This window comes from Ruegeria sp. AB6 (assembly GCF_056542685.1).
The window spans coordinates 784680-809907 of the sequence record NZ_JBQGAD010000001.1 but is presented as its reverse complement, the minus strand read 5'-3'; the positions used below and the strand labels follow the sequence as shown (position 1 = coordinate 809907).

Below are 25228 nucleotides of genomic sequence, written 5' to 3'. Positions count from 1 at the left end.
TGCGTCAGATCAGTCTGATCAGGCGCGATAGAACAGGTAGCGGTCTGGCGCGATGGTTTCGGGCCCGGTGATTTGGTCGAAACCTACCAGTGGTTGCCCCGAGATCAGCAGCCCTCCGGGCAACATGACCTGCGCGATCAAGGGGCTGAGGCGGGCGGCTTCGGCCACGTCATCGGCCTTGATGCCGCGCCCGAAATCATAGTGTGCCATGGCGATCTTCGGCCCGCCCTGGGCCAGTTTTTCCAGCATGGGTTCAGCTTCGCCTTGCAGGAAATCCTCGGCAGGGGGGGTGCTGGAGGGGTGGCATTGCAGCACCCGGTCCATCACCCAGATGCGCCGGTCGGGTAGGATTTCGCGCAGGTGGTCATAGGTCCGGCCATTACCAAGACCCATGTCCAGAACGTCTCCGGGGTGGTCCGCTATCTGCGCGACCGCCCAGTTCAGCCCGTCGCGCTGGGCAGTCAGGCGGCGCAGCATGGAATCCAATCGGCTCATTGAGGTCTCCGTAAGGTCTCGGGGGCAGTCCAGAGGGTCGTGGGCCCATCCAGAAGCCGCCGCAAGAAGTCATGGGTGAAGGTCCAGATGTCGTCATCATGAACCAGATGATGGGTCAGGTAGCCGAAGGGTTCGGCGTTGTCCGCGCGTCCCAAACGCCTGTCGCGAAGCAGATCGACGGTCTGGACGACAAGCTGATCCGGCGCGATCAGCCCGCGCGTGCCGCGCCAGTCAATCGGGTCTAGATGGGTGTTCACCTGATCCAGCCCCGGTGCGGTTTGCGCGATTTTGCGCGGTGTCGCGGTCGAAAGTGTTGTGAAACCCAGCGTGGGCAAGTTCTGCACTACTTCGGGCGCGATACGGTTCCACGGGGGCACGAATAGCGGCCGTAGCCGGTGCCCAAACAGGGTGGTCAACCTATCCAGCCCGGCTTTGGCGTCTTTCATGATCTCGGGCAAGGGTCGGTGCAGCCGGAATTCGGCTTTCTTTTCGGCCGCCGGAGCATGGTTCTGATGCGCCCAGCCGTGGACGACTGGGACTAGCGCTGAATGTGCCTGTACATAGTCGGCCAAAGCGTGATCGGCATTCCGTGGGATCACGGCGAGATGAACAGGCAGCCCAAGCGCGTCGGACAGCTGAGTCAGACGCTCCAATTGCGGGGTTGTGGTGATCGCATCGTCATCCCGCCACCAAAGCGGCAGTGACAATCCCTCTTGCCGCCACAGTTCCAGTTCTGCTTCCAGAGAGTGCCAATCGACCTTCATCCCCGACGCTCCAGCAGAGCCTTGGCGATCTCGACAGATTTGGCCGCGCCGTCAAATCCGTGGTCGGGAACGGGCCGCGCGGGTGCGTTCAGAACGCGGTCTACAGCCTGTGCAAGGGATGCACCGCTCAGATCGTGGCTGGCAACCAATGCGACCCCCGGCTGATCCGATAGGCTTTGGGCGCGCAGGGTCTGTTCGACCTCATTGCCGTCATCGAACGGGACAAAGACCGCAGGTGTCGCGGCCTGAAGAATATCAAGTGCTGTATTGTAGCCGCACATGCTGACCGAGGCTGCGGCGTGGCGCAGCATCTGGCGAAAATCGGGTCGCACGGGTTCCACGGTGACATTGGCGATGCCCACCAAATCCGACAGTTGAGCAATGCGCACCTGAGCGTCCTGCCCCCCAACCAGCAGGCGCCAGCGCCTGTTGGTCATCTTTTGGGCGGCCTCGATGGCCGCGCGAAAGATCGGCTGCCCGACCGAGCCTCCGCCCGCGCTGACCAGAACCTCACCTTGCCCCAACGCGTCGGGGTGTGGAGGGGCCGCTTCCGGGGCGACAAACCCGGTGTAGTACAGCCTTGGGCGCAATCGCTCTGACACTGGCCAGCTTACGTCCAGCGAAACCATCTGCGGGTCAGAATGCACCAGAACCCCATCGTATGTGGTCAGCACGATCTCTTCTGCGCGCGTGGCTTTGCTTGGTTTTGAGGGCGGCGCAAGGATGTCCCGGATCGAGCCCAAAATGACCGGTCGTTTGGGCAGTGCAGAGGCGGCCTTGAGCAAGGCAATGAACTCAGCGCTCAGGGACCGTCGGCCAAACGGAAATAGTTCAGTTATCAGCACATCAGGGGCAAAACTGCGCACCGCCTCAACCAGAGCTGCCTGCCGCCCGGCCAGATATGCTACATCGGCAACTTCGTCGGTCTGGGTCAGCAGCCGGGTGAAATCTGTTCCGTCCGAGCGCAGCGGCGGCAGACCCAGCAAGGTCATGCCCGTCACATTCAGCTGCGGCGCAGGCATTCCGCCCGTTACCACCAGAACCTGATGGCCGTCTTGCACAAACGCGCGCCCCAATGTCAGCGCGCGGCTCAGGTGCCCCGTGCCCAACAGATGAGTGACGACGATCATCACCTTCATGCCGCGCCATCCCTTTTGATCAGGCGGAGAGGTTCGGTCTGGGCGCGCATGGTCTTCATATCAATGATATAAAGCCGGTTCCGTTTGATTTTGAAAGGGGCGGGTCCATCAAATTCCCAAGACCAAGCTTGCGCCAGAATGACCCGCATGATGCCGATATGGCAGACAGCAACCGTGTCGCCCGTCAGGCAACCTAACCACGGGCGTAGACGGTCGCGAACTTCGGCCGGACTTTCGCCGTTTGGGGGGCGGAAGTTCCACCCCCAATCTTCGATATGTCGATAGCCACTGTCGGGCTCAGCCAGTAAATCAACGCCGCGCAACCCTTCCCAATCGCCCCAATTCATCTCGGTCAGCGCCTCTGCGGTCAGAGGGTCGCGCCCGGCCACCAGACGCGCTGTTTCCTGCGCGCGTTTCAGGGGGCTGGACCAGAGCGCCGCCTGATCCCAAGGCGCGGGCAATGCGTAAGTCGCAAGCTCGGACCGGGCCGCGTCATCCAATGGGATATCGCTGCGCCCTTGGATACGCCCGGCGCGGTTCCATGCCGTATGACCATGGCGGAGCAAGGCAAGCCGGGTCATTTCTGCCCCCCGATCAGGGGTCGCACCGCTTGCCAGAAGCGTTTGGTGGCGGCGGGTTGAAGATGGCGCGCGGCAACATGCGCTTGGGCCGCAGCGCCAATGTCTCGGCGCAGTGAGGGATTGGCCAACAGGGTTTGCAACCGGTGCGCCAACCCGGCCGGGCCGTCCTCGACCTTTGGGTAGTACGACGGGGCCAGAACGTCGCGCACGCCCGGACGGTCTTGCGCAACGACCGGCAGGCCGCAGGATTGCGCCTCAAGATAGACCATGCCGTAGGCTTCGTTTACGCCGGGCCAGACGAGCAGCGACACCTTTTGATAGTGCGCCTGCATATCGGCGCGGTCCAACTGGCCCAAAAAACGAACCTTCGCCCCAAAAGGTGCCATCAGAGCCTCAACCTCGGCCCGCGCCGGGCCATCGCCCGCGATATCCAGAGACCACGCGCCGTCCAGCAACGCCAGAGCCTGTGCCAGAATCTGGTACGAGGCTAGCTTGTCCCCGTGCCGCATCATCCCGACGACCAGCATGGGGCCTTCACAAGCCGCCGCATCCGGTAGGTCCGCACGGGGCAGGAAGGGCGGCAGTTCAATCAGGTGTTGTGACCCATATCTTTCACGTTCCAGTGTGATCAGATCGTTGGCCGTGTGGTAGAAGATCACCTGCGCCGCATCGCAGGCTTCATGGGCGGCTTCGGCGAACCCGGCCCACGGGCCGGTTAGACGGCTGGTCGCGCGCGTGCTTTCCAGTTGCACATAGGGGATATTCCGCGCCCGGCTGATACGCGGGCCCAGCAGGTCGGGTGCCTTGTAATAATTGTGATACGTCACCCACAGGGCTGTATCCAGCGAGAGCGTATGGATCAGGCGTTGGGCCTCGGCGTCAGCCTCGGTGCGCAGCTTATCCTGCACCCGAGCATTACCGGTTTTGTCGAAAACGCGCAGATGCGAGACCAGATCGACCGTGTCCCCCTGCGCACCAATCGCTGCCAAAAGGTTGCGCGCCATTTCCCGGTCGCCGGACGGCACTGGACTGTCTGGGGATTTCATCGGAGTGTAGAACGCAACGCGTGCCATCAGCCCCGGTCCGCCCCCAATGCGCTCAGCCGTTTTGACAGCAAAGCAATGCCGGGATCCATGCGGAATTCGGCGATCAGGCGGTCATAGGCGTTACCGGCCATCTGCATCGCCTCAGCAGGGTCTTGCGCCATCCGGGTGATCGCTGCGGACAGTGCGGCGGGCGCATCCTCAGATAACAGCCCATGGATTCCGGTGTCGATAAATTCTGGTATGGCCGAAACCGGTGTGGATAGGATCGGCAGCTTTTGCGACGAGGCCTCCATCAACACATTGGGCAGGCCGTCTCGGTCGCCGTCGGCCGCGATGCGGCTGGGCAAGACGAACAGATCGGCCTTTCGCATGGCCGCGATCACCTCGGGCTGGTCACAGGCCCCTTTCCAGGTAATCCGCCCTGCAAGCCCGGCAACTTCGGCACGCCTGGCCAGTGTATCGGCCAGCGTGCCGCCGCCGATATGCGTCCAGTGCCAGTCCAGACCCTCGGACAACAACGTGAAAGCATCAATCAGGCGATCAAAGCCCTTTTTCTCGACCAACCGCCCGACCGAGATCATGTGAAACGGCGCGTCAGGTGCGCGCTGCGTGCGCTCGGGCGGGGCAGGAAAGCGGCTGAGGTCCAATCCGTGATAGATCAGTTCGACCCGCTTGGGATCGTCGGCCAGGTCGCGCAGATGCGCGGCGCCGATGGCTGTGCAGGTTGCACCAAAGGCAGCACCATGGGTGCTGGCCTGAAGCTTTTCAGCTTTTTCCCAATCAGGAGAAGTCCAAATATCCTTGGCGTGGGCGGAAAAGCTCCACGGCAGGCCGCGCATGATGGCGGCATAGCGCGCGACCGAGGACGGCGTGTGCATAAAATGCGCATACATGACTCGCGTGTCCTGCGGCAATTCGGCTGCAAGCACGCAAGCCTGACCAAAGCGGCGAATGCGGTTTTGGGTCGGGTCGCGGCGCAGATCTGCACGCCAGATCCGGTAGGCCTCGGCATAACCGGGCAGGGCCTGCGCGGCACGGCGCGCGGCCCAGACGCGTTGGGGTTCCTGATACAGATATTCGGGCAGGTAATGCACCTGACCCTTGAACCGGTCATGCAGCGGATGGCGTTTGACGTCGGTGGGATGGCGCAGTGACCAGATGTCGAACCGATGGCCCGCATCCTGCAATGCAACCAGTTCCTGAGCGATGAACGTTTCCGACAGGCGCGGCCACCCTTTGACCAGCACCGCCAGATTAGGAGGCGCAGATGTCATCCGATAGCCCGTTCCTGTTCTCCGTTCAGCAGGGCGTCAACGCGGTCCGTGACATAGTCTAGCCCTTCCAACAGCCCGTCGCCAATGGCTTGGGACGGCAGGGGCTGATCGGGCAGGGCGCGAATGGCTGCAATCATTGCCTCGGGAGTCAGGCCATCGCGGCTTTCGTCCAGCATCCGCACCAGCCCCAGCTCTTCTGCGCGCGAGGCGCGAATCCACTGTTCCAGACGCGGGGTCGTGCGAGGAACAATGACGGCGCGTTTGTCAAAGGACAGCACTTCGCAGAACGTGTTGTAGCCGCCCATGCAGACGACACCGGCGGCCCCGGCAAACAGGGTTTCAATCTGGGATTCAAAGCCGACAGCAGTCACGCGACCGTTCAACGCCGCAACGCGCGTTTCGAAATCGTCCCGCAACTCGCCCGACAGGAACGGACCATAGACCAGCACGGCGCGGGGCGACAGGGTGGGGTCTTTTTCGTAAGCCGACAGAACAAGGTTCACCATCGCCTTGCCGTCGCCGCCCCCTCCGGGGGTGATCAGGATATATGGCTGCTCGGGCGGTTCGCCCACGGGGCCAAGATCACGGCGCAGATAGCCGGTCCAATGGATGCGCGATTGCACCTCGGGGCTCAGCGGTAAGCCACGTGTCGGGTCGTAGATCGAGCGTAGCCCATAGACCCAGATCTCGTCATAATAGGCCTCGGTTGCAGCGACCGCCTCTTTACGATCCCATTCAGCGGCCAGAACCTCGGGCTCATCCAGAACGTCGCGCAATCCAAGGACCATTTTGGTTCTTCTGCTTTGCATCAGACAGTCAAGGGTCGGCAGCAGCTCGCCCCGGAAGCCGGTAGGTTCCTTGTCGACGATAAGCACATCCGGATCGAATTGCTGCACTGACGTTCGGATTAAACCCGAGCGTAGTTCGGTCACTTCTTCGATACCCATGCCCATGGTCTGTGAGGCATAGGACCCGTCAGCGCGTTTGGTAACACCGGGTAGACGAACGTGATCCACCCGACGCGGAAAGGTAAACCGCCCGGCAACGGGCGAGCCGGTCAGGATCAGTGCCGAGGCCGAAGGGTCCGCCTGTGTCATCGCAGCGGCCAGAGCACGCGAGCGGCGCAGATGACCCAAACCAAAGGTGTCGTGGCTGTAGAACAGAATACGGGGCGCACGTCCGGCTATTTTCTGTTTTCTTTTAAGGCTCATACTTTTGCCTGTGTCCGTGTCTTGGTGCATGTCCGCGCGGGTGCACTTCTATCGTATTTGTTTTCGGTCGGCTTGCAAAAAACGCGGTTCCGGCGGGTCAAAACCGACAAACATTGCGATTTGGCTACATGTTGCAATGAAATGGCCCAACGTCGCTTTGCTTTACATCAGGTTCCGGGTCGAAAACCTCAATTGTTGTCCGGCCCGGTCTTATTCACTTTCCATCGCGATGGAAATACTTCGGTCACCGCTATTGCGGTGGGAACACGTGGAAAGACGAACTGGGGTCGACATCTGTTGAGCATTTGAACACGGGATTGTGCTTCTATAGGCTGCGGGGCAAATGCGGACGTGGATGAAAGACCCGATGACAACAAGATTATTTGCCGTTTTTGCGCTGTTGACCTGGGCAATCGCGTTGACTTTTGCAGGCGGAGCTGAAGCGCAAACATCGCTCATTCCCGGCTACACAACGGGTGCGGACAGCACCGACGAGGCCTCGGAAGATGGGGATATGGCTGCTGCGATCCGCTCAGCAACCGAGGCTGGTGCCAGCGTTATCGTCATCGACAGTGCGGGGAAAATCGTATCGTCGGGTGCACCGGCACAGGCCAATCAGGACGCCGCAGGCGACCCGATGGCCGATGGGTCGCAATTGATGAAGGCGCAGGAGCGGTTTTCGAAATTCCGCGAGTCGATGCAGTCGCGGCTTGAGGCGCTGCCTTATTCGATTTTCGAGGTGAAATACGTCCTGCGCCAAACCAGCCCCGATGGCCGAATACAGACCTATGTCGAGGTGTTGTTCTGGAACATCCTGTTCCTGTTGCTGGGACGGTGGCTGTCAACTGAGATTTACGGCAAGCGCATCGCCAAGGGAATCGTGGTCGCGCGATCCAAGGAAAACCCGCAGGGCTACCGCGAAAAAATGCCGTTTTTGGTGTTCCGCTTCCTTATGGGGATCGGGGGTACGATCTTTGCCATGCTGATGGCCCTGATCGTTGGATTCCTGTTTTTCGGCGAGGCTGAGGATATCTCGATCCAGTTCACGGTCACGGCAATATTCGCGGCCTTCTTCCTGTCGCGCACGGTGTCCGATCTGTGGCGTATGGTGCTGTCGCCCTATCTTAGCCAGTACCGCCTGCCGCCGTTTTCGGACCGGGACGCCAAACGGCTTTACATCTGGGCTTCGGCGATTGCGACCTATGACATCTCGGTCGTGATGTTTTCGACCTGGGTCGCGGATTTCGGGCTGAACTATAACGTTTATGCCATGGTCTATGGCGGCCTGACCATGTTGGGTGCGTTGGGCAATTTGCTGATGATCGCGTTCAATGGGCGTGCCATTTCCCATGCCATCCGGGGCGGACGTACCAAGGAACAAGTGTCGTGGATCCTGCGTTTCATCTCGCTGGCTTGGGCACCTGCGCTGATCGTCTATATCGTGTTCAGCTGGTTCAAACTGGCTGTCGATCTGGTGCTTGAAAACCAGAACTCGATCCCGATCGTGGCCAGTAGCTATGCCATCTTTATGTCGGTGGTGATCGCTTACGGTGCGATGAACTATCTGCTTGAGCGGTATTTCGACCGCAATCGCCAGATGGAGGAGATGAACGCCGAAGACGCCGATGCGCCCGAGGAGGAGTTAATCGAGACCCCTCTGGCCGAAAAACGCGCGCATTCCATCGTGACGTACGAGGATCTGGCGCGCCGTGTGGCTGGTATTCTGGCCTTTGTGGTTGGGCTTTACGCGCTGGTCGTCATCTGGAACCCGGATGCCAGCTGGAGCGAGGAACTGCCTATCGAGCGTTTCCTGGACGTGATGGTGATCATCTTCATTGGCTATGTCCTGTTCCATTTCTTCCGCATCTGGATTGACAGCAAGATTGCTGAAGAGATTGACGATGGCGGGGCCGAGGCCGAGCTGGGCGATGAAGGTGGCGAAGGCGGGCAAAGCCGTCTAGCCACTCTGCTGCCGCTGTTCCGGGGGGCGATCTTGGCGGTGGTTGTCGTAACCATTGCGCTGATCGCGCTGATGGAAATGGGCATCAATGTCAGCCCCCTGTTTGCGGGCGCGGGTGTTGTGGGTCTGGCCGTTGGGTTTGGATCGCAGACGCTGGTGCGGGATATTTTCTCGGGGGCGTTTTTCCTGATGGATGATGCGTTCCGCAAAGGGGAATATATCGACATTGGTGATGTGAAAGGCACTGTCGAGAAAATATCGGTCCGGTCGTTCCAGCTGCGTCATCATCTGGGTGCGCTGAACACCATTCCTTTTGGTGAGATCAAGGTGCTGACCAATTATTCCCGTGACTGGGTGATCATGAAGTTACCCTTGCGCGTAACTTATGACACTGATGTCGAGAAGGTACGCAAACTGATCAAGAAGCTGGGGCAGCAATTGCTGAGCGACCCGGTCATCGGCGACAATTTCATCCAGCCGCTCAAGTCGCAGGGTGTGATCGAGATGCAAGATTCCGCGATGATCATCCGCGTCAAGTTCATGACCAAGCCGGGTGATCAGTGGTTGGTGCGCAAAAAGGTCTATCAGGAAATCCGCGAATTGTTCGCCCGCGAAGGTATCCGGTTTGCGCACCGCGAGGTAACGGTGCGTCTGGCCGATGAGAAAGCGCCCGAAGACCTGACGCCGAAACAGCGCGAGGCGGTGACAGGTGCGGTTCAGGCCGCGATTGACGAAGATTATCTGGACGATATCGGCCCCGGCGGAGGGGATGACAGATAGGACGTGCTCCCGCCCCTTTGGGCCGCGTTTCTGACGTAACGCCACCCAAAGCGTTGGGCCGGGCCGCGCGTACCGCGCGGCGGATGCGCTAGGGCTTCAGCGTTGGCCAGACGGGTTGGGACGTGCCCAGTTTCGATGCAGGCTGAGGCCAGTGCATGTCCGTTGTGCTCAACCTCAGGGCCGGTTTTAGACGATGACCGACACCCCAGCCGGATTCCTCGGGCGTGCGGGCATAGTCGGTCGGGTTGGCATTTTCGATATCCTCAGACGTTTCGGACTTGCTGAGAATGGCCAGCAATTCAGCAGTTCGGGCAAGGGACAAGCGGGCCTGCATGATTGAGTTACCTTGGGCGGCCTCGGCCAGAGCAGACAGCACGGCGGCGGCCATCAGATAGCCGGTTGCGTGGTCCAGCGCCTGCACCGGCATGGGCGTCGGCTTGTCTGCCTTGGCCCAGATGCGGCCAGTATCGGCGATGCCTGCGCTCATCTGCACAAGGCTGTCAAATCCGCGCCGGTTCGCCCATGGCCCCTGCCAGCCATAGGCGTTCAATGTGACTTCGACCCGGTTGGGCGCAATCGCGTCCCGTTTCGCTTGCGTCAACCCCAGCGCATCCAGCGCGCCTGGGCGATAGCCATGCACGAACACATCCGCCTGAGACAGCAATTCCTGTAATGTCTCCATTCCGGCGGGCGACTTTAGATCCAGATAGGCACAGTGTTTGCCCAGCGAGACATCCGGGATCACGCCGGGTTCGTCCCAGCCGGGCGGATCAATACGCAAAACCTCGGCCCCGATCCCGGCTAGAGTGCGGGTGGCAATGGGGCCTGCCAGAACGCGGGTCAGGTCCAGAACGCGCAGGCCCTGAAGCGGCCGTTTGGCCGTGGCCTTTGGACGGTCGCGCAGCATGATCTGGCGGGGGTTGTGCCAGCTGATCAACGGATCACGCGACACCGCCCGGCCTTGGGGATGCTCCAGCCATTCGGCCCTGCTGCGCATTGCGGCGGTGGCGCCGCCCTCGGCCACGATGGCGGTTTCCAGATCGGCGATAGCCCATGTCTTGAGGGCCTGAGCGACAGCAACGCGGTTCGCATCGATCTTGAGCACTTTCAATGCGGCCAGTCGGTGGCGCGCTAGGTTGGTATGTAGCCTGATCCACCCGTCAGAAGCTTGATAATCCCCGGCGATGGCGTCCCAGAGGCTCGGCATCTCCCACCCTTCGGGCTTGAAGGAAAACCCGTACCACAGTGAAGCCAGCCGGTGATCAACCGTGACGTCGGGCGCGCTGGACGTCAGGTTCAGGGACACCATCAAGCGCGCCAGCTCTTGCCCCACCGCGGCAAAGCTGGCGGTGGCCAGTTCAGATACGGCAAAGGCGCTGGGCCGCGCTCCGCTTCCGATTACTCGATAGCTTTCCGGGTCAGGAAGCGCCGAAACCAGTGTCATTGCTGATAGGGGTCGAGACTGTCACGCAGCCCGTCGCCAAGGAAGTTGAAAGCCAGCACAACCACGATGATCGGCAGCATCGGGATGGCCGTCCACGGGTAGATTTCGATCGAGGCGAGGTTTTGCGCGTCATTCAGCATCACACCCCAGCTGACCGCAGGGGCCCGCAGGCCAAGGCCCAGGAAGGACAGCGCCGTTTCGCCAAGGATCATCGCCGGGATCGACAAAGTGGCCGAGGCGATCAGGTGGGACATGAAGTTGGGCAGCAGGTGCTTGCGGATCACCCGGCCCGAGCTTGCGCCCATCATCTCGGCCGCGCGCACGTATTCCTCCTCGCGCAGCGACAGGAATTTTGCGCGCACGGAACGGGCAAGGCCGGGCCAGTCGAGTATCCCGAGGATGATCGAGATTATGAAGAACACTGCCACTGGGCTCCAGTTCGAGGGCACCGCTGCAGACAAGGCCAGCCATAATGGCAGTTCGGGCAGTGAGCGTAGAATCTCGATGACGCGGTTGATGACCCAGTCGATCTTGCCGCCGAAATAACCCGCCATCGACCCGAACAGGATGCCTAGGAAGAACGACACCGAGATGCCGATCAGGCCCACGGTCAGCGACAGTTGCGCGCCATAAAGAATGCGGCTGAAGACATCCCGACCCAGACGGTCGGACCCCCACAGGAACAGCGTTGCCCCTTCGGGCGCACAGAACAAATGCGTGTCCGACTTGATCAGCCCCGCCAGCTTGTACTCGGCCCCTTCACAGAAGAATTGGAGCGGGCGCGGATCGCTGGTGTCGGTCACGGCTTTCCACTGGAAGGTCTCAAGGTCGGCCTCGATCACTGTCGGGTAGACAAACGGACCGACGAATTCGCCTTCGTGGAACCAGTTGACGCTTTGGGGTGGGGCATAAAGATGCTCGTCATTGCGTTCATTCGCACCATAGGGGGCAATGAACCCGGCAAAGGGCAGCATCAGGTAGCACAGCAGCAAGAAGATACCCGAGATCAAGCCCAGTTTGTGGGTGCGGAATTTGCGCCAGACCAGCAGCCAGTTGGGGGCGTCCAGATCAGCTCGCTCGAGCTGTTGCAGGGCGGCGTCTGGATCGAAGGGGGCATCGTCGACATAGCGACCGTCAGAGCGTTTGGTCATGCTTCACGCCCCTCATACCGAATTCGCGGGTCCAACATGACCAGCAAGATGTCCGAAATCATTGTCCCGATCAGCGTCAGCAGTGCGACGAACATCAGGATGAAGGCAGACAGGAACTGATCCTGCGTCTTCAGCGCGGTCAGCAAGGTCGGGCCGATGGTTTGCAGCCCTAGCACCACCGAGACCAGAACCGACCCCGACACCATCGAGGGCAGCAGGTTGCCGATATCGGCGACAAAGGGGTTGAAGGCCACGCGCAGCGGATATTTGGTCAGCATCCGCGACGGAGCCATGCCTTTTGCGATGGCGGTTTCCACATAGGGTTTACCCAGCTCGTCCAACATATTCGCGCGCAGCCGTTGCATCATCGCCGAAGCGCCCGAGGTACCGATTACAAACGTTGGCACAATCAGGTGGAGAAGTATGGATTTTATCTTGTCCCAGCTCATCGGCTCACCCTCGTAAATCGGGTCCATGAGCCCGCCGATGGGCAGGTTGAAATATTGGTGGCCGTAGTAGAATAGGATTAGGGCCAGCAGGAAGTTCGGTGTGGCCAGACCCAGATAGCCCACAAAGGCCGAGGTATAGTCGATCCACGTCCGTGATCGTGCCGCCGCAAGGACACCAAGCGGCAAAGCGACCGCATAGACAAACAGGATTGCGGCAAGGTTCACCACAACGGTCAGCCACAGGGTGTCGCCCACAATCTCGGCCACCGGGCGGTCAAATTCAAAGGACCAGCCGTAGTTGCCTTGAATCAGCCCCTCAAACCCATGGGGGCCGGGCCAGAAGCCCATCCAGATCAGGTATTGCTCCCACATCGGACGGTCCAGCGCGTATTCGGTACGCAAGAATTCGGCCTTGGCCACACCGGCGGATTGCCCTGAGGCCTGAAGCTCGGCGATTTGGTTGCTGAGGTAATCGCCAGGCGGCAGGTTGATGATCACGAAGATTAGAACCGACACCACAAGCAGTGTCAGCAGCATCGTGAAAAAGCGATACACCGCGTAGCGCAGCATTACCATTTAGCTGCTCCTGTCAGTCGGCGAAGTAGAACTCGTCGGGGCGATGGATGCCGAAATGCGCGCCGGGTTCCCACGCCCACATGGCCTGTTCGGGCACGTTGCGCAGGCGGTTGGACACAACGATGGGCTGCGGGGCGCCGTTCAGAATGCCGATGGCGTAAAGCTGATCGGCGTGGATTTTCAACATCTCGGACCAGACGGCCTTGCGTTCGTCATCTGATGTGGCGATTTCCCAGTCATGGGCAAGTTCCATCAGGCGCTCGGCCTCGGGCATATCGGGCGCTTCGCCGACATCGCCGCCGGTCTGGTAATACTGCCCCCATTTCGGCCAGGCCAGAAACACCTGATCGGTGGGTGCCAGATAGGCGGGTGAGGTGTGGGCCTGCGGGATACCGTCATCCCAGCCAAACCAGACCGAGGCCATGGTGTTACCCGCAAACACCCGGTTCCGCAGGATGTCCCGGTCCAGCGGGCGCATCACCAGATCTACGCCTATCTCTCGCCATGTGTCGGTGACGATCTGCAAGGCGTTCTCGACCTCTTGCCGCTCACCGGCGGTTTCAATAATCAGCTCCATCGGGCGGCCATCGGGTAGCAGACGAATGCCATCCTTGTCGCGCTGGTTCAGGCCAGCTTCGTCCAGCAAAGCGTTTGCGGTTTCGATGTCATATTGCGCCCAAGCCTTGGCGTTTTCCTCGTCATAGAAGGGCGAGGCAGGCAGAACCGACATCGCACCCGGTTGCGCCAGTTTGAAGTACAGCGCCTGATTGATCGTCTTGCGGTCAATGGCCAGCGACAGCGCGCGACGCACGCGCACGTCGCGCAGAACTTCTCGCCATCCGTCATCGGCAAAGTTCAGGTTGGGATAAATCGCAATCTGCGAGGCAACACCGGTTTTCCACAGCAGGGTTTTGTAATTCCCCCCGGCTTCACCCTTTTTCAGGATCGAGGCGTCCCGGAACGCCAGCCCACGCCCTTGCAAATCGGTCTCGCCCGCATTGGTCTTGGCGGCGACCAGACCGGGTGCCACGATCTCCATCTCGACCACGTCGATATAGGGTAGTTGCACACCTTTGCTGTCGATGCGGTGGTAATAGGGGTTGCGAACAAAGTTGTGCCGGATCTTTTTGCCAGAGCTGGCATTCAGCCAAGGTTGCAGCGTCGGCAGCTCGTGATTGTCGAACTTATAGAGGTTATCCAGCTTGTTATGTAGCGCCGCCCAGCTTTTGACGCGGGCGTCTTCGACCTGAAAGGCCAGCTCATCGGCGTCAGCGAAGCTCTCGTGATATTGTTTCAGAAACGCGGATGGGCGGTAGATGAACGGCGGGCGCGCCTGTGCCAGTGATTGCAGGAAATCAGGGTTCGGGTCGGCCCATTCGAACACGATGGTCGTTTCGTCAGGGAAAGTGACGGTCGGGCTCTTGCCTTCGACAATCAGGAAATCCGGCGGCCCCGACGGGCTGAGCAATTCGTTATTGGCTACGTCCTCCCACCAGTATCGAAAATCTTCGGACGTAAAGGGCGACCCATCGGACCATTTGTGGCCTTCGCGCAGGTTCAGGGTGAATTTGCGGTTGTCTTCATTGGTGAAGGATTCCAGCAGATCAGGGACAATTTCGTAATCTTCGTCAAAACCGACCAGGCGGGCATAGCCATAGACCACCATCTGCCGAATGTCCTTGGATCGCGTCACCATGGTGCGCAACGTGCCGCCCGGCGTTCCGAACTCACGCCCCTTGGCGGCCAGATCGACCACCAGCGGCTCAGCCGGTAGGCGTTCTGCGACGGGAGGCATGTTTCCGGCGGCCACTTCGTCTTCCCAGAACGCGCTTTCCTGAGGGGTGGGGGTCTCTGCAGTGGCGGGCAGAAACCAAAGCGCCGACATTGCGGCTGCCAAGATCAGGGGGCGAGTGGTCTTAAACATGGCATCGTACCTTATGGCCGGGCTCCATTTCCACCAATGATGGTATCACGGAGTCGGTAAATCGGAAGGCGTCATCCCAACTGTCGGGCGAACCGGCGCCCAAAGCAACCAAATTCAGGTCGATGGGCCGGTTGATGTCGGGTTCCGGTTGTGCGGCGATCAGCGCCTTTGTGTAGGGGTGGTGCGGGTTGTAGAACAGTGTCTCGGGCGGGGCTTGTTCCACCACAAGGCCCCGGCGCATCACTGCAACTTCGTCTGCGATGCGCGCCACGACCGCAAGGTCGTGCGAGATAAAGAAATAGGACAGTTTCAAGCTGTCTTGCAGGTTTTCCAGCAGCGTCAGGATCTGTTCCTGCACCGAGACATCCAAAGCCGAGGTCGGCTCGTCACAGACAATCAGCTGTGGGTCCAACATCATCGCCCGTGCGATAGAAAGGCGCTGTCGCTGACCGCCTGAAAACGCGTGAGGATAGCGTTTCAGCATGTCGGCGTTCAGCCCGACCCGTTGCAGCATCTCGGCCGCTTTGTCCCGTTGTTCAGCGGGCAAGCCGATCTTGTGGATCTCCAACGGCTCGGTCATCGCGTCCTGAATGCGCATCCGCGGGCTGAGCGAGCTGTAGGGGTCCTGAAACACCATTTGCGCCTTGCGCTGAAACGCAGTGCGCTGGGCGCGGGTCATGTGGTGAACCGTGATCGGGTCGGCGTCGGGCGCGGTGCGAAACAGAACCTCTCCGCCCGGATCGGGGGGCTCGGCCCCGAGCGCAATGCGGGCGGCCGTGGTTTTGCCTGATCCGCTTTCGCCGACAATGGCCAGTGTCTTGCCACGTGCCAGATTCAGATCGACACCGCGACAGGCATGGATCAGCCGGTCACCTTGCCACCCTTTGCTGGAGCGCATGGTATAGGTTTTGGAGACACTGTTCATTTGCAGGATTAGGTCCTCGCCGGGCATCGGAATGCCAACAGCTTCCTTGTCGGGAATCTGGGGCGCGGCGTTGAACAATTGCTGGGTGTAGGGATGCGCAGGTGTGGTCAAAATAGGCGCGGCCGCCCCGGATTCCATCACCCTACCCTTGTGCATAACGACCACTTGTTCGGCCATATTGGCAACGACGCCCAGGTCGTGGGTCACAAGGATCAGCGCCATGCCCGTCTCGCGCTGCAACTCTTTGATCAACCCCAAAACCTGCGCCTGCGTGGTGACATCCAGCGCGGTGGTTGGCTCATCCGCGATCAGCAGTTCCGGCTTGGCAACCATTGCCATGGCAATCATCGCACGTTGGCGCATGCCGCCGGACAGCTCGAACGGGTAAGAATCATAGGCGCGCTGGGGGTCAGGAAAGCCCACGCGTTCGAACTGGGTCAGAACTTCTTTGCGGGCCTGCGCCTCGGACGCGCCGCGATGCAGCCACAGAACCTCGCTGACCTGATTGCCGATCTTGTGCAAGGGCGACAGCGACCGCATCGGTTCCTGAAAAATCATCGAGACCCGATTGCCGCGAATGTCACGCATCTGGCGCTCACTGATTGCCGTCAGGTCTTCCAATCCTTTGGAATCATTCAGAGTAATGGTGCCGCTGCGTATCTGGGCCGTGCGCGGCAGGATGCGAAGCGCCGCGCGGCACGAGATGGTTTTTCCAGACCCGGACTCGCCCACCAACGCCAAAGTCTGCCCGGCCTCGACGTCGAAACTGACGCCCTGAACCACGGCCTCACCCGCACCGAAGCCGATGCTGAGGTCCCTGACAGACAACAACGCAGTCATGCGGGTTTCCCACCCGTTCGGCCGTCACTCGGCATAGGCTTGATCAACTCCCCGTGTTTTTTGTCGCAGTTTCGCGCGGTTGGGCCTGATTAGTCAAACCCGTTCTTGGGCTGAAATGTCGCGGGAATATGAAACTGAGGCGAAATTGCCTACACAAACCCTTGAGGATTTGTCATCACAGGCGGCGTCGATGCCTGATTAAGCTTCGGCAACTATCAAGGAGAGATTTTCCCGTGCCCGATCCCCAAAGCCGCCTCGATCTGTTCATTGACCGCATGGTCTCGCAACGGGCCTGTCTGGACTATGCCATCGCTCAAACGCAGGGGATGGACGGGCCGGTGTTCGAGCTGGGCCTGGGTAATGGCCGTACTTATCACCACATGGTGCAGTATGTGCGGAACCGCCCGGTCTATGTGTTCGAACGCGCCGTGGCCTCGCACCCGGATTCGACCCCGCCGGAAGATCTGGTGATTTTGGGCGATGTGCGCGAGACGTTGCCCGCATCGCTGGATCGATTCGGCGCTACGGCCAGTTTGATCCATGCCGATCTGGGCGGGCATAACCGCGAAAAGAACGACGCTTTTGCCCGGTTCGTGTCCCCGTTGATCGAGCCGCTTCTGGCCGAGGGCGGATTGATGGTCTCCAGCGATCGGATGTATTTCGATGGGTTGACTGAACTGCCCCTGCCAGACGGAGCAGTTGAAGGGCGTTGTTTCATTTATCGCCGCTGAAGGGGGCTCTAATGCTATTCTACGATTGCTCGACTGCCCCGAACCCACGCCGCGCGCGGATGTTCATTGCTGAAAAAGGGCTGGAGATTGAGACCCGCGATATCTCGATCGCAAAGGGGGAACAGCTGGCTGAGGACTTCCGTGCGATCAACCCCAATGCCACGCTGCCCGTGCTGGTGACAGATGAAGGGACGGTATTGACCGAAAACCTCGGAATCGCGGCCTATCTTGAGGCGCAGTTCCCAGAACCGCCGCTGATGGGGCGTACCCCGGATGAAAAAGGGTTGGTTTTGATGTGGAACAGCATCGTCGAACAGCAAGGCGGTGCCCCTGTGGCCGAGGCGCTGCGCAACGCGCATCCAGCTTTCGAAGGACGAGCGATTCCCGGTCCTGCAAACTGTGCCCAAATTCCCGAGCTGGCGCAGCGCGGGGTCGAGCGGGTGGAACGGTTCTTTGCGATGCTTGAAAATCGGCTGAAAGACAGTGCCAATGTGGCTGGGCCAGAGTTTACGCTGGCCGATATCTCGACCTTTGTGTTTGTGGATTTCGCTCGGGTGATCAAGATGCGGATCCCGCAGGAAAATTCGGCGACGCTTGCGTGGTTCGATAAGGTCGCCGGCCGCCACAGCGCCCAGCTTTAAGGCCCATTGAACCCCGAGAGGCGTTCTAAAGTTCAGAACTGTACAGAAATGTCTAGACAGATATGAACAGTGCGTCTAGCGTTCCCCGCGAGCCATGCAGGGGAGGGCAAGATGAAATCTCAGTATCGCGTAGTGGTCATTGGGGGCGGCGTCGTGGGGGCGTCTGTATTGTATCATCTGGCCAAGTTTGGCTGGTCGGATGTGGTTATGCTGGAGCGGCGGCGGTTGGCCTCGGGGTCGTCTTGGCATGCGGCGGGCGGTATCCATGCGTTGAACGCCGATCCCAACATGGCGGCGTTGCAAGCCTATACAATCGACCTGCTGAGCGAGATCGAGAAAGAATCCGGCCAGAATATCGGCCTGCACATGACTGGTGGTCTGACTTTGGCTGGTACACCCGAGCGTTGGGAGTGGTTGCAGGCCAATTACCGCATCTTCCAGTCCATCGGTATTGATGATTGCGAGTTGCTGACCCCGGAAGAGGCGCAGAGGCGTTGTCCGATCATGTCGACCGAGGGCGTGTTGGGCGCAATGTGGGCTGATCGCGAGGGATATATCGACACAACCGGCACGGTGCAGGCCTATGCGACAGCAGCCAAAAAGCGCGGTGCGGAATATTACGAGGAAACCAAGGTCGAAAGCCTGACGCAGACGGCCGATGGTTGGTTAGTTGTCACCGACAAAGGCACCATCACCTGCGAGCATGTGGTCAACGCAGCGGGTCTGTGGGCCAAACAGGTGGGGCGCATGGCCGGAGTCGAATTGCCGGTCTCGCCGCTGAAACACCACTACCTGATCACCGACACGGTACCCGAGGTCGCGCAAGCGGATTTCGAGATGCCGATGACCGTGGACCTAGAAGGGTTCACCTATATGCGGCAGGACCAGAAAGGCGTTCTGGTCGGTATTTATGAAGTTGAGCATGAACACTGGGCGATGGATGGCGCGCCGTGGAACTATGGCGAGGAACTGTTTCAGGAACAGCTGGATCGGATCGAGAATGAGCTGACGCTGGGCTTTGAGCGGTATCCGTCGATCCAGAATGTGGGCATCAAGACCTGGGTGAACGGCGCGTTTACCTTTGCGCCGGATGGCAACCCTCTGGTCGGGCCGGTGCCCGGCAAGCGCGGCTATTGGTCGGCCTGTGCGGTGATGGCCGGGTTCTTGCAGGGCGGCGGCGTTGGCAAAACACTGGCCGAGTGGATGATCCATGGCGAGCCCGAGGCGGATGCGTGGCCGATGGATGTGGCGCGTTTCGGGGATTTTGCGCAGAACAAGCGGTATATCCGCGAAACCACGGGGCAGTTCTATTCGCGCCGCTTCGTGATGACCTATCCGAACGAGCAACTGCCCGCAGGCCGCCCGCTGAAAATGGCCCCCGCGCACGACGCGATGACCGAGGCCGGGTGCAAGTGGGGCGTCAGTTGGGATCTTGAGGTGCCGCTCTATTTCGCGCCGAAAGGGTTCGAGGAAACGCCGACGCTCAAACGGTCAAACGCGCATGACATTGTGGCCGAGGAATGCAAGGTGATCCGCGAAGGTGCGGGTCTTTTGGATATTTCCGGCTTTTCGCGTTTCGAGGTCAGCGGCCCCAATGCGCAGCTTTGGCTGGACAAGGTCATGGCTTCGAAACTGCCTGCGCCGGGGCGTGCCAAGCTTGCCCCAATGCTGGGCGAGAACGGGCGGCTCAAAGGTGATCTGACTGTCCTTAACTGGGGCGACGGAACGTGGTGGATCATGGGTAGCTACTACCTGCGGGCCTGGCACATGCGCTGGTTCGATGACCACATGATTGACGGTGTCTCGGTCCGCGATCTTGGTGAGGAATATTGCGGATTCGCCGTGGTTGGACCGAAGTCGCAGGCGGTGGTCGAGAAACTGGCCGAGCAGGATATCGCAAGCCTTCCTTTCATGGGCTGTGGGGATTTCGACATCGGTCTGGTCCGCGCGCGCGTGGCCCGCATGTCGGTGACGGGCGAGAAAGGCTATGAGATCAATTGCCGCTATGGTGATCACATCAAACTGCGCCGAATTTTGCTTGAGGCCGGGGCTGACGAAGGCATCCGCGAATGCGGTTATAACGCGATGCTGTCTACGCGACTTGAGAAAAGCTTTGGGATCTGGTCGGCTGAATTTACTCAGGCGTACACGCCGGGCATGACCGGGATGGATCGTTGGATCGACTGGGACAAATCCTTTGTGGGCAAAGAGGCCGCCATGGCCGAACGCGACGGCAACGGACCAGCGCAGGTTCAGGTCACGCTAGAGGTCGATGCGCTGGATGCGGATGCCAGCGGGTATGAACCGATCTGGTCGAGTGATGAGCGGGTGGGTTTTGTGACCTCGGGCGGCTACGGGCACTACACCGGCAAATCTCTGGCGATGGCCCTGGTTAACCGCGACAAGGCCGAGCCGGGGACCGAGTTGTCCGTGCATGTGGTTGGCGTCGAGCGTCCCGCGCGGGTCATTTCTGCTTCGCCCTACGATCCGCAGGGCAAAGCGATGCGGGGTTGAACATGAACGCGCAAACGTCTGAATGGGGCCGAAGACGGCGTGGGCGCGGTGGGGACACCGCGCCACCGCCCAGTCGCGACGTCAACTACCGCCAGCTCAGAAATCCCTTTCCGCAGATGGAAGTGTTCCCTGCAGATCAGATCGCGGACATTCACAACACTGCGCTGCGCATCCTGCAAGAACTTGGGGTCAAGGTCCTGCTGCCGGAGGCACGTCGTATCTATGCCGCTGCTGGAGCGCGCGTGGATGAAGGCAGTGAAATGGTTTTTATCGGTCGCGACATGGTTGAGGCCGCCGTCGCCTCGGCCCCCAAGTCGATTGCCTGCCGTGCCGGGGCACGTGGTCGCGATTTCACGCTGGAGCTGGGCTCATTGGTGTTTCAGCCAGGGGCAGGGGCGCCAAACGCCACCGATCTGGAAAGGGGCCGCCGCCCGGCAACGGGGCAGGATTATCTGGATTTCCTGAAGCTGACGCACCATTACGATGTGTTCCAGATGATCTCACCCCAGGTAGAGCCGCAGGATGTGCCGACCAATTTGCGGCACTATTTCACCACGCAGGCGCAAATGGAACTGACAGACAAGTTCCCCTTCTTCTTCTCGCGCGGAACGCCGCAGGTGATGGATTGTTTCGAAATGCTCTCGACCGCGCGGGGGCTAAGTGATGACGAATTCCGTACAAACCCGCATTGTTATACGATCATCAATACCAACAGCCCGCGCACGCTGGATATCCCCATGGCGCAGGGGCTGATCGATTTTGCGCGGCATGGGCAGATGTCGATTATCACGCCGTTTACCTTGATGGGTGCAATGGCCCCGATCACCGTGGCGGGCGCGATTACGCTGTCCCATGCCGAGGCTCTGGCGGCATTGACCCTGAACCAACTGACCAATCAGGGCGCGCCGGTGTGCTATGGCACCTTCACCAGTAACGTGGACATGAAATCGGGCGCGCCCGCTTTCGGGACGCCCTCGCATTTTCAAGCGTCACTGGCTGCAGGGCAACTCGCGCGGCATTTGGGCTTGCCATGGCGATCCGCTGCGGGATCGGCTTCAAACATTAACGATGTGCAGGCGGCAAATGAGAACCAGTTTGGCCTGTGGGGCTGTCTAATGGCCGGGGCCACCGTGATCATACACGCGGCAGGATGGTTGGAGGGCGGGCTGTCCGTTTCATTCGAAAAGCTTGTCTGTGACGCCGAGGTGCTGAACATGGTGGCCGAGCTTTGCGCAGGCGCTCAGGCCGGCACTGCCGAGATCGGTTTTGACAACGCGCTGAGCGAGGTCGACCCCAGCGGGCATTTCTTTGCCTCAACCCAGACAATGGAACGGTACAACACCGAATTCTATCAGCCCCACGTCCATGACTACGCCAATTTCGGGACGTGGACCGAGCGTGGCTCGGTCGATGCCAATCACCGCGCCACCGAAGTTTGGAAGGGTATCCTTAATGATTTCAAGCCCCCCAGCAGCAACAGCGACCAGCTGGGTGCCTTGCAGGATTTCATCGCGCGCAGGACCGCCGAGGGCGGCGCGCCGCCGGAGAGTTGAATGAACACCAAACCCATTCTTCACCGTGATGATCCGGATGCCGAACCTTTGGTCGGCAATATCAAGGTCACGCGGGACGACTGGCTGAATGTCGCGATGGACGTGCTGATCTCGGACGGGGTCGAGCAGGTCAAGGTGATGAACCTGGCCGAGCGTATGGCCGTGTCGCGGTCGTCTTTCTATTGGTATTTCAAGTCCCGGCAGGAGCTTTTGGATGCGTTGCTCGCCAAATGGCAGGCGACCAATACGGCGGCCCTGATCGCCCAATCCGAACTCCCTGCCGCAACGATCACCGCCGCTGTTTGCAATGTGCAGCGTTGTGTCGTGAACTCTGAGCTCTTCGATACCGCGCTGGATTTTGCCGTGCGCGACTGGGCGCGGCGGTCGGGCAAGGTACGGCGAATGCTGGATCAGTCGGATGCACGGCGGCTGGCGGCGCTGCGGGCAATGTTCATCCGCTATGACTATGATGAGACCGAGGCCGAGACGCGGGCGCGCGTGCTCTACTACATGCAGATCGGGTACGATTTGGCGCAGCTAAATGAGCCGATGTCGCTGCGGCTGTCGCTGGTCTCTCACTACCTGTTTGTTTTCACTGGTGTTGAACCGCTCGACGAAGAGATCGAGGAGTTCAGCGCCTATTCGCGGTTTTACTGGGAGAAGAACACGTCATGAGCCAACCTGACGCAATCATCATCGGCACCGGAGTGATCGGGGCTGCCGTCGCATTCGAGATGGCCAAGGCAGGATGGAAAACCCTGTCACTGGACCGCAACGCTCAGGTCGGGCATGGGTCCACGGCCGGGTCCTGCGCCATCATTCGGATGCACTATTCGACCTTCGACGGCACCGCGTTCGCGTGGGAGGGGTATCACTATTGGCGCGACTGGGCTGCCTATCTGGGCCTGCCCGCTGATGCCAATCTGGCGCAGTTCCGCGAGACGGGGTGTCTGGTGATGAAGACCGATGCCAACGGGATGCTGGACAAGCATATGAAAAACAGCGCTGATCTGGATTGCCCTTTTGAGGAATGGTCGCCTGAGAAGATCACCGAGCGCTTGCCTGTCTATTCGCTGGACAGTTTCACACCGCCCAAACGCATGGATGACCCGGAATTTGGCCAACCCAACGGGGGCAAGATGCAGGGCGCGGTGTTCTGGCCGCAAGCGGGCTACGTCACCGACCCGGCACTATCGGCGCAGAACCTGATGGACGCGGCCAAATTGAACGGGGCCGAAGTACGCACCGGGGCCGAAGTGGTCGAGATTCTGACCGAGGACGGGCGCGTGGCTGGGGTCAAGCTGGCCTCGGGTGAGGAAATCCGTGCCAAGGTGGTGGTGAATGTGGCTGGGCCGGGTTCGGCCATCATCAACGGTATGGCGGGTGTGCTGGATGACATGACCATCGAAACCCGCCCGCTGCGGCAAGAGGTGGTGCACGTCCCCGCACCCGAAGGGTTTGATTTCGAAAATGACGGTACGATCGTGTCGGACAGCGATATCGCGCTTTACTGTCGGCCGGAACATGGCAACCACATCCTTGTTGGCTCGGAAGATCCCGAATGCGATCCGCATCAGTGGTGCGAGGATGACGTGCACTACAACCGCGACTTCACCGATCAGTGGACCACTCAGGCGATGCGCTATGCACAACGGGTGCCCAGCCTCGGCATTCCCTCGAAAACGCGCGGAGTGGTGGACTTGTATGATGCGTCGACCGACTGGATTCCGATCTACGACAAATCCAGCCTGCCGGGGTTCTACATGGCCTGCGGGACCAGCGGGAACCAGTACAAGAACGCGCCAATTGCCGGCAAGATGATGGCCGCGCTGATCAACTATTGCGAGGGCGGTGCAGATCACGACGCGCAACCGCTGCGATTCGAACTGCCCTATATCAAGAGGATGATCGACGTGGGGTTCTATTCTCGCAAGCGCCCCATTAACGAAGAAAGCAGTTTTTCGGTTCTGGGCTAGCCGTCAGGCTGAATCGCTCTAGAATTCCGGGAGAAGAATGGGACGGAGCCCAGAATGACCGAACCGAGGAACCGAGTTCTGATACTGGGCAGCGCCCCAAGCGCAGTGGCCGCCCGACAGTGGCCCCGCGCGCCCTTTACCCATATAGTCGCCATCAATAATGCCTGGCGTGTCCGACCGGATTGGGATGTGTTGATTCATCCCGAGGATTTTCCGGTCGATAACAGACCTGCCGCGTCAGATCCGGGTCAGCGCATTGTCGAGGCCTCGGAGTATGTTCCGCTGCAAAATGCTTATGGCGGTTTCGTCTATGCGGGCGGGACGATGGCCTTGACGGCTGGGTATTGGGCTTTGGCATCGCTGCGCCCGGCGGTTCTAGCCTACTTTGGCTGCGACATGATTTACCCGAAAGTAGGCAAGACGCATTTCTACGGTCGCGGGGCCGCCGATCCCTTGCGTGATGATGTCACGCTCAGATCGCTCGAGGCCAAGTCCGCGCGTCTGGGCTTGTTCGGGGCTGCGCAGGGTTGCCGGGTCGTGCGGCTGTCGCAAGGGCGCAGCAGGTTGGTCTACCCCTCAGTTTCCACGACCTCTTTGATGTCACCTCAGTTGCCATCGACGGATGGGATGGACAACGTTTTGCGGTGCGAACGGGATCTGGGATATTATGTTCCGAGTGGTCGGTATTGGGAACATGCAGACAATTTTGACGTTGAGAAGCTGGATGTGCTGGATGACATGTGGCTGTCGATCTACAGTCGATCCGGCCTTGTTTACGTGGCCTAAACCGCAAATTTTACCCAAGCCCAGACCATAGCGACATACGTCAGATTGTGCAGGCATTGGTCTAGACCGGCAGCACGCCAGAAGGCCGATTGCGTCGGTACCAGTTGCTTTTTGTCGGAATAACTGGCCTTGGCGAAATCAATGTTGAAATGAACGATCCATTCCAACGCGGCGATGATCAGAATAAAGGCCCAAGGCGCGCCGAACAGCAAAAACACAAGGACAGAGCCCACTACATGCACCGCTGCATGTTGTGCCCGTCCCATGTGAAAATATTCTCCGCGTCCCGCCAGCATTTTTGGCGTTTGGAGGTAGTAGTCCGCAAACATATGTTTGATCTGCAATAAGCAGAGCATCAAAAACACTGCGCCTAAACTGGCATGCAAATGAATCCTCCCGACATCGTCCTGATGCAAAGTCTAGGCGCTAACTTGTGGTTGCGCAAATGAACTTGTTCACATTCGGCAA

21 protein-coding genes are annotated in these 25228 nt (G+C 59.8%); 8 read left to right on the top strand and 13 right to left on the bottom strand.

Annotation, left to right across the window (positions count from 1 at the left end; genetic code table 11):
• Positions 1–18: 18 nt before the first annotated feature.
• From ACR0DB_RS04020 to ACR0DB_RS03990, 7 genes are read right to left on the bottom strand one after another with little or no spacing between them, the layout of a single operon-like run.
• On the bottom strand, positions 19–495 hold the full coding sequence (locus ACR0DB_RS04020; protein ID WP_170782954.1) for a class I SAM-dependent methyltransferase: 477 nt from the start codon (positions 493–495) through the stop codon (positions 19–21).
• Positions 492–1259, bottom strand: a complete 768-nt coding sequence (locus tag ACR0DB_RS04015) for a polysaccharide deacetylase family protein (protein ID WP_480549034.1) — start codon at positions 1257–1259, stop codon at positions 492–494. The genes ACR0DB_RS04020 and ACR0DB_RS04015 overlap by 4 nt, the downstream gene beginning before the upstream one ends.
• Positions 1256–2398 (bottom strand): glycosyltransferase family protein, encoded by a 1143-nt coding sequence (locus tag ACR0DB_RS04010; RefSeq protein WP_480549032.1) that lies wholly within the window; start codon positions 2396–2398, stop codon positions 1256–1258. The genes ACR0DB_RS04015 and ACR0DB_RS04010 overlap by 4 nt, the downstream gene beginning before the upstream one ends.
• On the bottom strand, positions 2395–2979 hold the full coding sequence (locus ACR0DB_RS04005; RefSeq protein WP_480549030.1) for a histidine phosphatase family protein: 585 nt from the start codon (positions 2977–2979) through the stop codon (positions 2395–2397). Before ACR0DB_RS04005 ends, ACR0DB_RS04010 begins: the two co-directional genes overlap by 4 nt.
• Entirely contained in the window at positions 2976–4052 is a 1077-nt protein-coding gene (locus ACR0DB_RS04000; protein WP_480549028.1) for a glycosyltransferase family 4 protein, read from the bottom strand. The genes ACR0DB_RS04005 and ACR0DB_RS04000 overlap by 4 nt, the downstream gene beginning before the upstream one ends.
• A complete protein-coding gene (locus ACR0DB_RS03995) occupies positions 4052–5299 on the bottom strand; it encodes a glycosyltransferase family 4 protein (RefSeq protein WP_480549026.1) in 1248 nt (415 codons plus the stop codon). The genes ACR0DB_RS04000 and ACR0DB_RS03995 overlap by 1 nt, the downstream gene beginning before the upstream one ends.
• Positions 5296–6510, bottom strand: coding sequence for a glycosyltransferase family protein (locus ACR0DB_RS03990; RefSeq protein ID WP_480549024.1), 1215 nt, complete (start codon positions 6508–6510; stop codon positions 5296–5298). Before ACR0DB_RS03990 ends, ACR0DB_RS03995 begins: the two co-directional genes overlap by 4 nt.
• A 367-nt stretch (positions 6511–6877) precedes the next feature.
• Between ACR0DB_RS03990 and ACR0DB_RS03985 the strand changes: the two genes are divergently transcribed.
• Entirely contained in the window at positions 6878–9250 is a 2373-nt protein-coding gene (locus ACR0DB_RS03985; protein WP_480549022.1) for a mechanosensitive ion channel domain-containing protein, read from the top strand.
• A gap of 88 nt (positions 9251–9338) precedes the next feature.
• Here ACR0DB_RS03985 and ACR0DB_RS03980 read toward each other — a convergent pair whose 3' ends face one another.
• Genes ACR0DB_RS03980 through ACR0DB_RS03960 form a run of 5 tightly spaced genes read right to left on the bottom strand, consistent with a single transcriptional unit; the run spans position 9339 to position 16559 of the window.
• Positions 9339–10694, bottom strand: a complete 1356-nt coding sequence (locus ACR0DB_RS03980) for a CoA transferase (RefSeq protein WP_480549020.1) — start codon at positions 10692–10694, stop codon at positions 9339–9341.
• Positions 10691–11845 carry an ABC transporter permease gene (locus tag ACR0DB_RS03975; protein ID WP_170769880.1) on the bottom strand — a complete coding sequence of 385 codons (1155 nt, stop codon included), beginning with the start codon at positions 11843–11845 and terminating at the stop codon, positions 10691–10693. Before ACR0DB_RS03975 ends, ACR0DB_RS03980 begins: the two co-directional genes overlap by 4 nt.
• The gene (locus tag ACR0DB_RS03970; RefSeq protein ID WP_480549018.1) at positions 11842–12870 is read right to left on the bottom strand and encodes an ABC transporter permease; all 1029 of its coding nucleotides are present in this window, start codon (positions 12868–12870) and stop codon (positions 11842–11844) included. Before ACR0DB_RS03970 ends, ACR0DB_RS03975 begins: the two co-directional genes overlap by 4 nt.
• 13 nt (positions 12871–12883) lie before the next feature.
• Positions 12884–14794 carry an ABC transporter substrate-binding protein gene (locus ACR0DB_RS03965; protein ID WP_170769882.1) on the bottom strand — a complete coding sequence of 637 codons (1911 nt, stop codon included), beginning with the start codon at positions 14792–14794 and terminating at the stop codon, positions 12884–12886.
• Positions 14787–16559, bottom strand: a complete 1773-nt coding sequence (locus tag ACR0DB_RS03960) for an ABC transporter ATP-binding protein (protein WP_480549016.1) — start codon at positions 16557–16559, stop codon at positions 14787–14789. The genes ACR0DB_RS03965 and ACR0DB_RS03960 overlap by 8 nt, the downstream gene beginning before the upstream one ends.
• A gap of 233 nt (positions 16560–16792) precedes the next feature.
• Between ACR0DB_RS03960 and ACR0DB_RS03955 the strand changes: the two genes are divergently transcribed.
• The 7 genes from ACR0DB_RS03955 (at position 16793) to ACR0DB_RS03925 (ending at position 24760) form a co-directional block, all read left to right on the top strand.
• On the top strand, positions 16793–17290 hold the full coding sequence (locus ACR0DB_RS03955) for a class I SAM-dependent methyltransferase (protein ID WP_331252079.1): 498 nt from the start codon (positions 16793–16795) through the stop codon (positions 17288–17290).
• A gap of 11 nt (positions 17291–17301) precedes the next feature.
• A complete protein-coding gene (locus ACR0DB_RS03950; protein ID WP_480549014.1) occupies positions 17302–17931 on the top strand; it encodes a glutathione S-transferase family protein in 630 nt (209 codons plus the stop codon).
• 111 nt (positions 17932–18042) lie between these two features.
• Positions 18043–20445, top strand: a complete 2403-nt coding sequence (locus ACR0DB_RS03945; protein ID WP_480549012.1) for a GcvT family protein — start codon at positions 18043–18045, stop codon at positions 20443–20445.
• A 2-nt stretch (positions 20446–20447) separates the two neighbouring features.
• Entirely contained in the window at positions 20448–21998 is a 1551-nt protein-coding gene (locus ACR0DB_RS03940) for a trimethylamine methyltransferase family protein (protein WP_480549010.1), read from the top strand.
• Positions 21999–22673: a TetR/AcrR family transcriptional regulator gene (locus ACR0DB_RS03935; RefSeq protein WP_170790333.1), complete on the top strand. Its 675-nt coding sequence runs from the start codon at positions 21999–22001 to the stop codon at positions 22671–22673. It abuts the gene before it with no gap.
• On the top strand, positions 22670–23974 hold the full coding sequence (locus tag ACR0DB_RS03930) for an NAD(P)/FAD-dependent oxidoreductase (RefSeq protein ID WP_480549008.1): 1305 nt from the start codon (positions 22670–22672) through the stop codon (positions 23972–23974). The genes ACR0DB_RS03935 and ACR0DB_RS03930 overlap by 4 nt, the downstream gene beginning before the upstream one ends.
• Positions 23975–24028: 54 nt before the next feature.
• A complete protein-coding gene (locus ACR0DB_RS03925) occupies positions 24029–24760 on the top strand; it encodes a hypothetical protein (RefSeq protein ID WP_480549006.1) in 732 nt (243 codons plus the stop codon).
• Here the strand turns inward: ACR0DB_RS03925 and ACR0DB_RS03920 are convergent.
• Positions 24757–25116 carry a DUF3307 domain-containing protein gene (locus ACR0DB_RS03920; RefSeq protein WP_170783009.1) on the bottom strand — a complete coding sequence of 120 codons (360 nt, stop codon included), beginning with the start codon at positions 25114–25116 and terminating at the stop codon, positions 24757–24759. The genes ACR0DB_RS03925 and ACR0DB_RS03920 overlap by 4 nt on opposite strands.
• Positions 25117–25228 lie beyond the last annotated feature (112 nt).

What these genes read in the sequence shown, in the direction of transcription:
- ACR0DB_RS03990 (WP_480549024.1), bottom strand. Translation starts at nt 6,510, where the DNA reads ATGAGCCTTAAAAGAAAACAGAAAATAGCCGGACGTGCGCCCCGTATT.
- ACR0DB_RS04015 (WP_480549034.1), bottom strand. Translation starts at nt 1,259, where the DNA reads ATGAAGGTCGATTGGCACTCTCTGGAAGCAGAACTGGAACTGTGGCGG.
- ACR0DB_RS04000 (WP_480549028.1), bottom strand. Translation starts at nt 4,052, where the DNA reads ATGGCACGCGTTGCGTTCTACACTCCGATGAAATCCCCAGACAGTCCA.
- ACR0DB_RS03940 (WP_480549010.1), top strand. Translation starts at nt 20,448, where the DNA reads ATGAACGCGCAAACGTCTGAATGGGGCCGAAGACGGCGTGGGCGCGGT.
- ACR0DB_RS03995 (WP_480549026.1), bottom strand. Translation starts at nt 5,299, where the DNA reads ATGACATCTGCGCCTCCTAATCTGGCGGTGCTGGTCAAAGGGTGGCCG.
- ACR0DB_RS03975 (WP_170769880.1), bottom strand. Translation starts at nt 11,845, where the DNA reads ATGACCAAACGCTCTGACGGTCGCTATGTCGACGATGCCCCCTTCGAT.
- ACR0DB_RS03945 (WP_480549012.1), top strand. Translation starts at nt 18,043, where the DNA reads ATGAAATCTCAGTATCGCGTAGTGGTCATTGGGGGCGGCGTCGTGGGG.
- ACR0DB_RS03960 (WP_480549016.1), bottom strand. Translation starts at nt 16,559, where the DNA reads ATGACTGCGTTGTTGTCTGTCAGGGACCTCAGCATCGGCTTCGGTGCG.
- ACR0DB_RS03980 (WP_480549020.1), bottom strand. Translation starts at nt 10,694, where the DNA reads ATGACACTGGTTTCGGCGCTTCCTGACCCGGAAAGCTATCGAGTAATC.
- ACR0DB_RS03970 (WP_480549018.1), bottom strand. Translation starts at nt 12,870, where the DNA reads ATGGTAATGCTGCGCTACGCGGTGTATCGCTTTTTCACGATGCTGCTG.
- ACR0DB_RS03950 (WP_480549014.1), top strand. Translation starts at nt 17,302, where the DNA reads ATGCTATTCTACGATTGCTCGACTGCCCCGAACCCACGCCGCGCGCGG.
- ACR0DB_RS03925 (WP_480549006.1), top strand. Translation starts at nt 24,029, where the DNA reads ATGACCGAACCGAGGAACCGAGTTCTGATACTGGGCAGCGCCCCAAGC.
- ACR0DB_RS04010 (WP_480549032.1), bottom strand. Translation starts at nt 2,398, where the DNA reads ATGAAGGTGATGATCGTCGTCACTCATCTGTTGGGCACGGGGCACCTG.
- ACR0DB_RS04020 (WP_170782954.1), bottom strand. Translation starts at nt 495, where the DNA reads ATGAGCCGATTGGATTCCATGCTGCGCCGCCTGACTGCCCAGCGCGAC.
- ACR0DB_RS04005 (WP_480549030.1), bottom strand. Translation starts at nt 2,979, where the DNA reads ATGACCCGGCTTGCCTTGCTCCGCCATGGTCATACGGCATGGAACCGC.
- ACR0DB_RS03935 (WP_170790333.1), top strand. Translation starts at nt 21,999, where the DNA reads ATGAACACCAAACCCATTCTTCACCGTGATGATCCGGATGCCGAACCT.
- ACR0DB_RS03965 (WP_170769882.1), bottom strand. Translation starts at nt 14,794, where the DNA reads ATGTTTAAGACCACTCGCCCCCTGATCTTGGCAGCCGCAATGTCGGCG.
- ACR0DB_RS03920 (WP_170783009.1), bottom strand. Translation starts at nt 25,116, where the DNA reads ATGCTCTGCTTATTGCAGATCAAACATATGTTTGCGGACTACTACCTC.
- ACR0DB_RS03985 (WP_480549022.1), top strand. Translation starts at nt 6,878, where the DNA reads ATGACAACAAGATTATTTGCCGTTTTTGCGCTGTTGACCTGGGCAATC.
- ACR0DB_RS03930 (WP_480549008.1), top strand. Translation starts at nt 22,670, where the DNA reads ATGAGCCAACCTGACGCAATCATCATCGGCACCGGAGTGATCGGGGCT.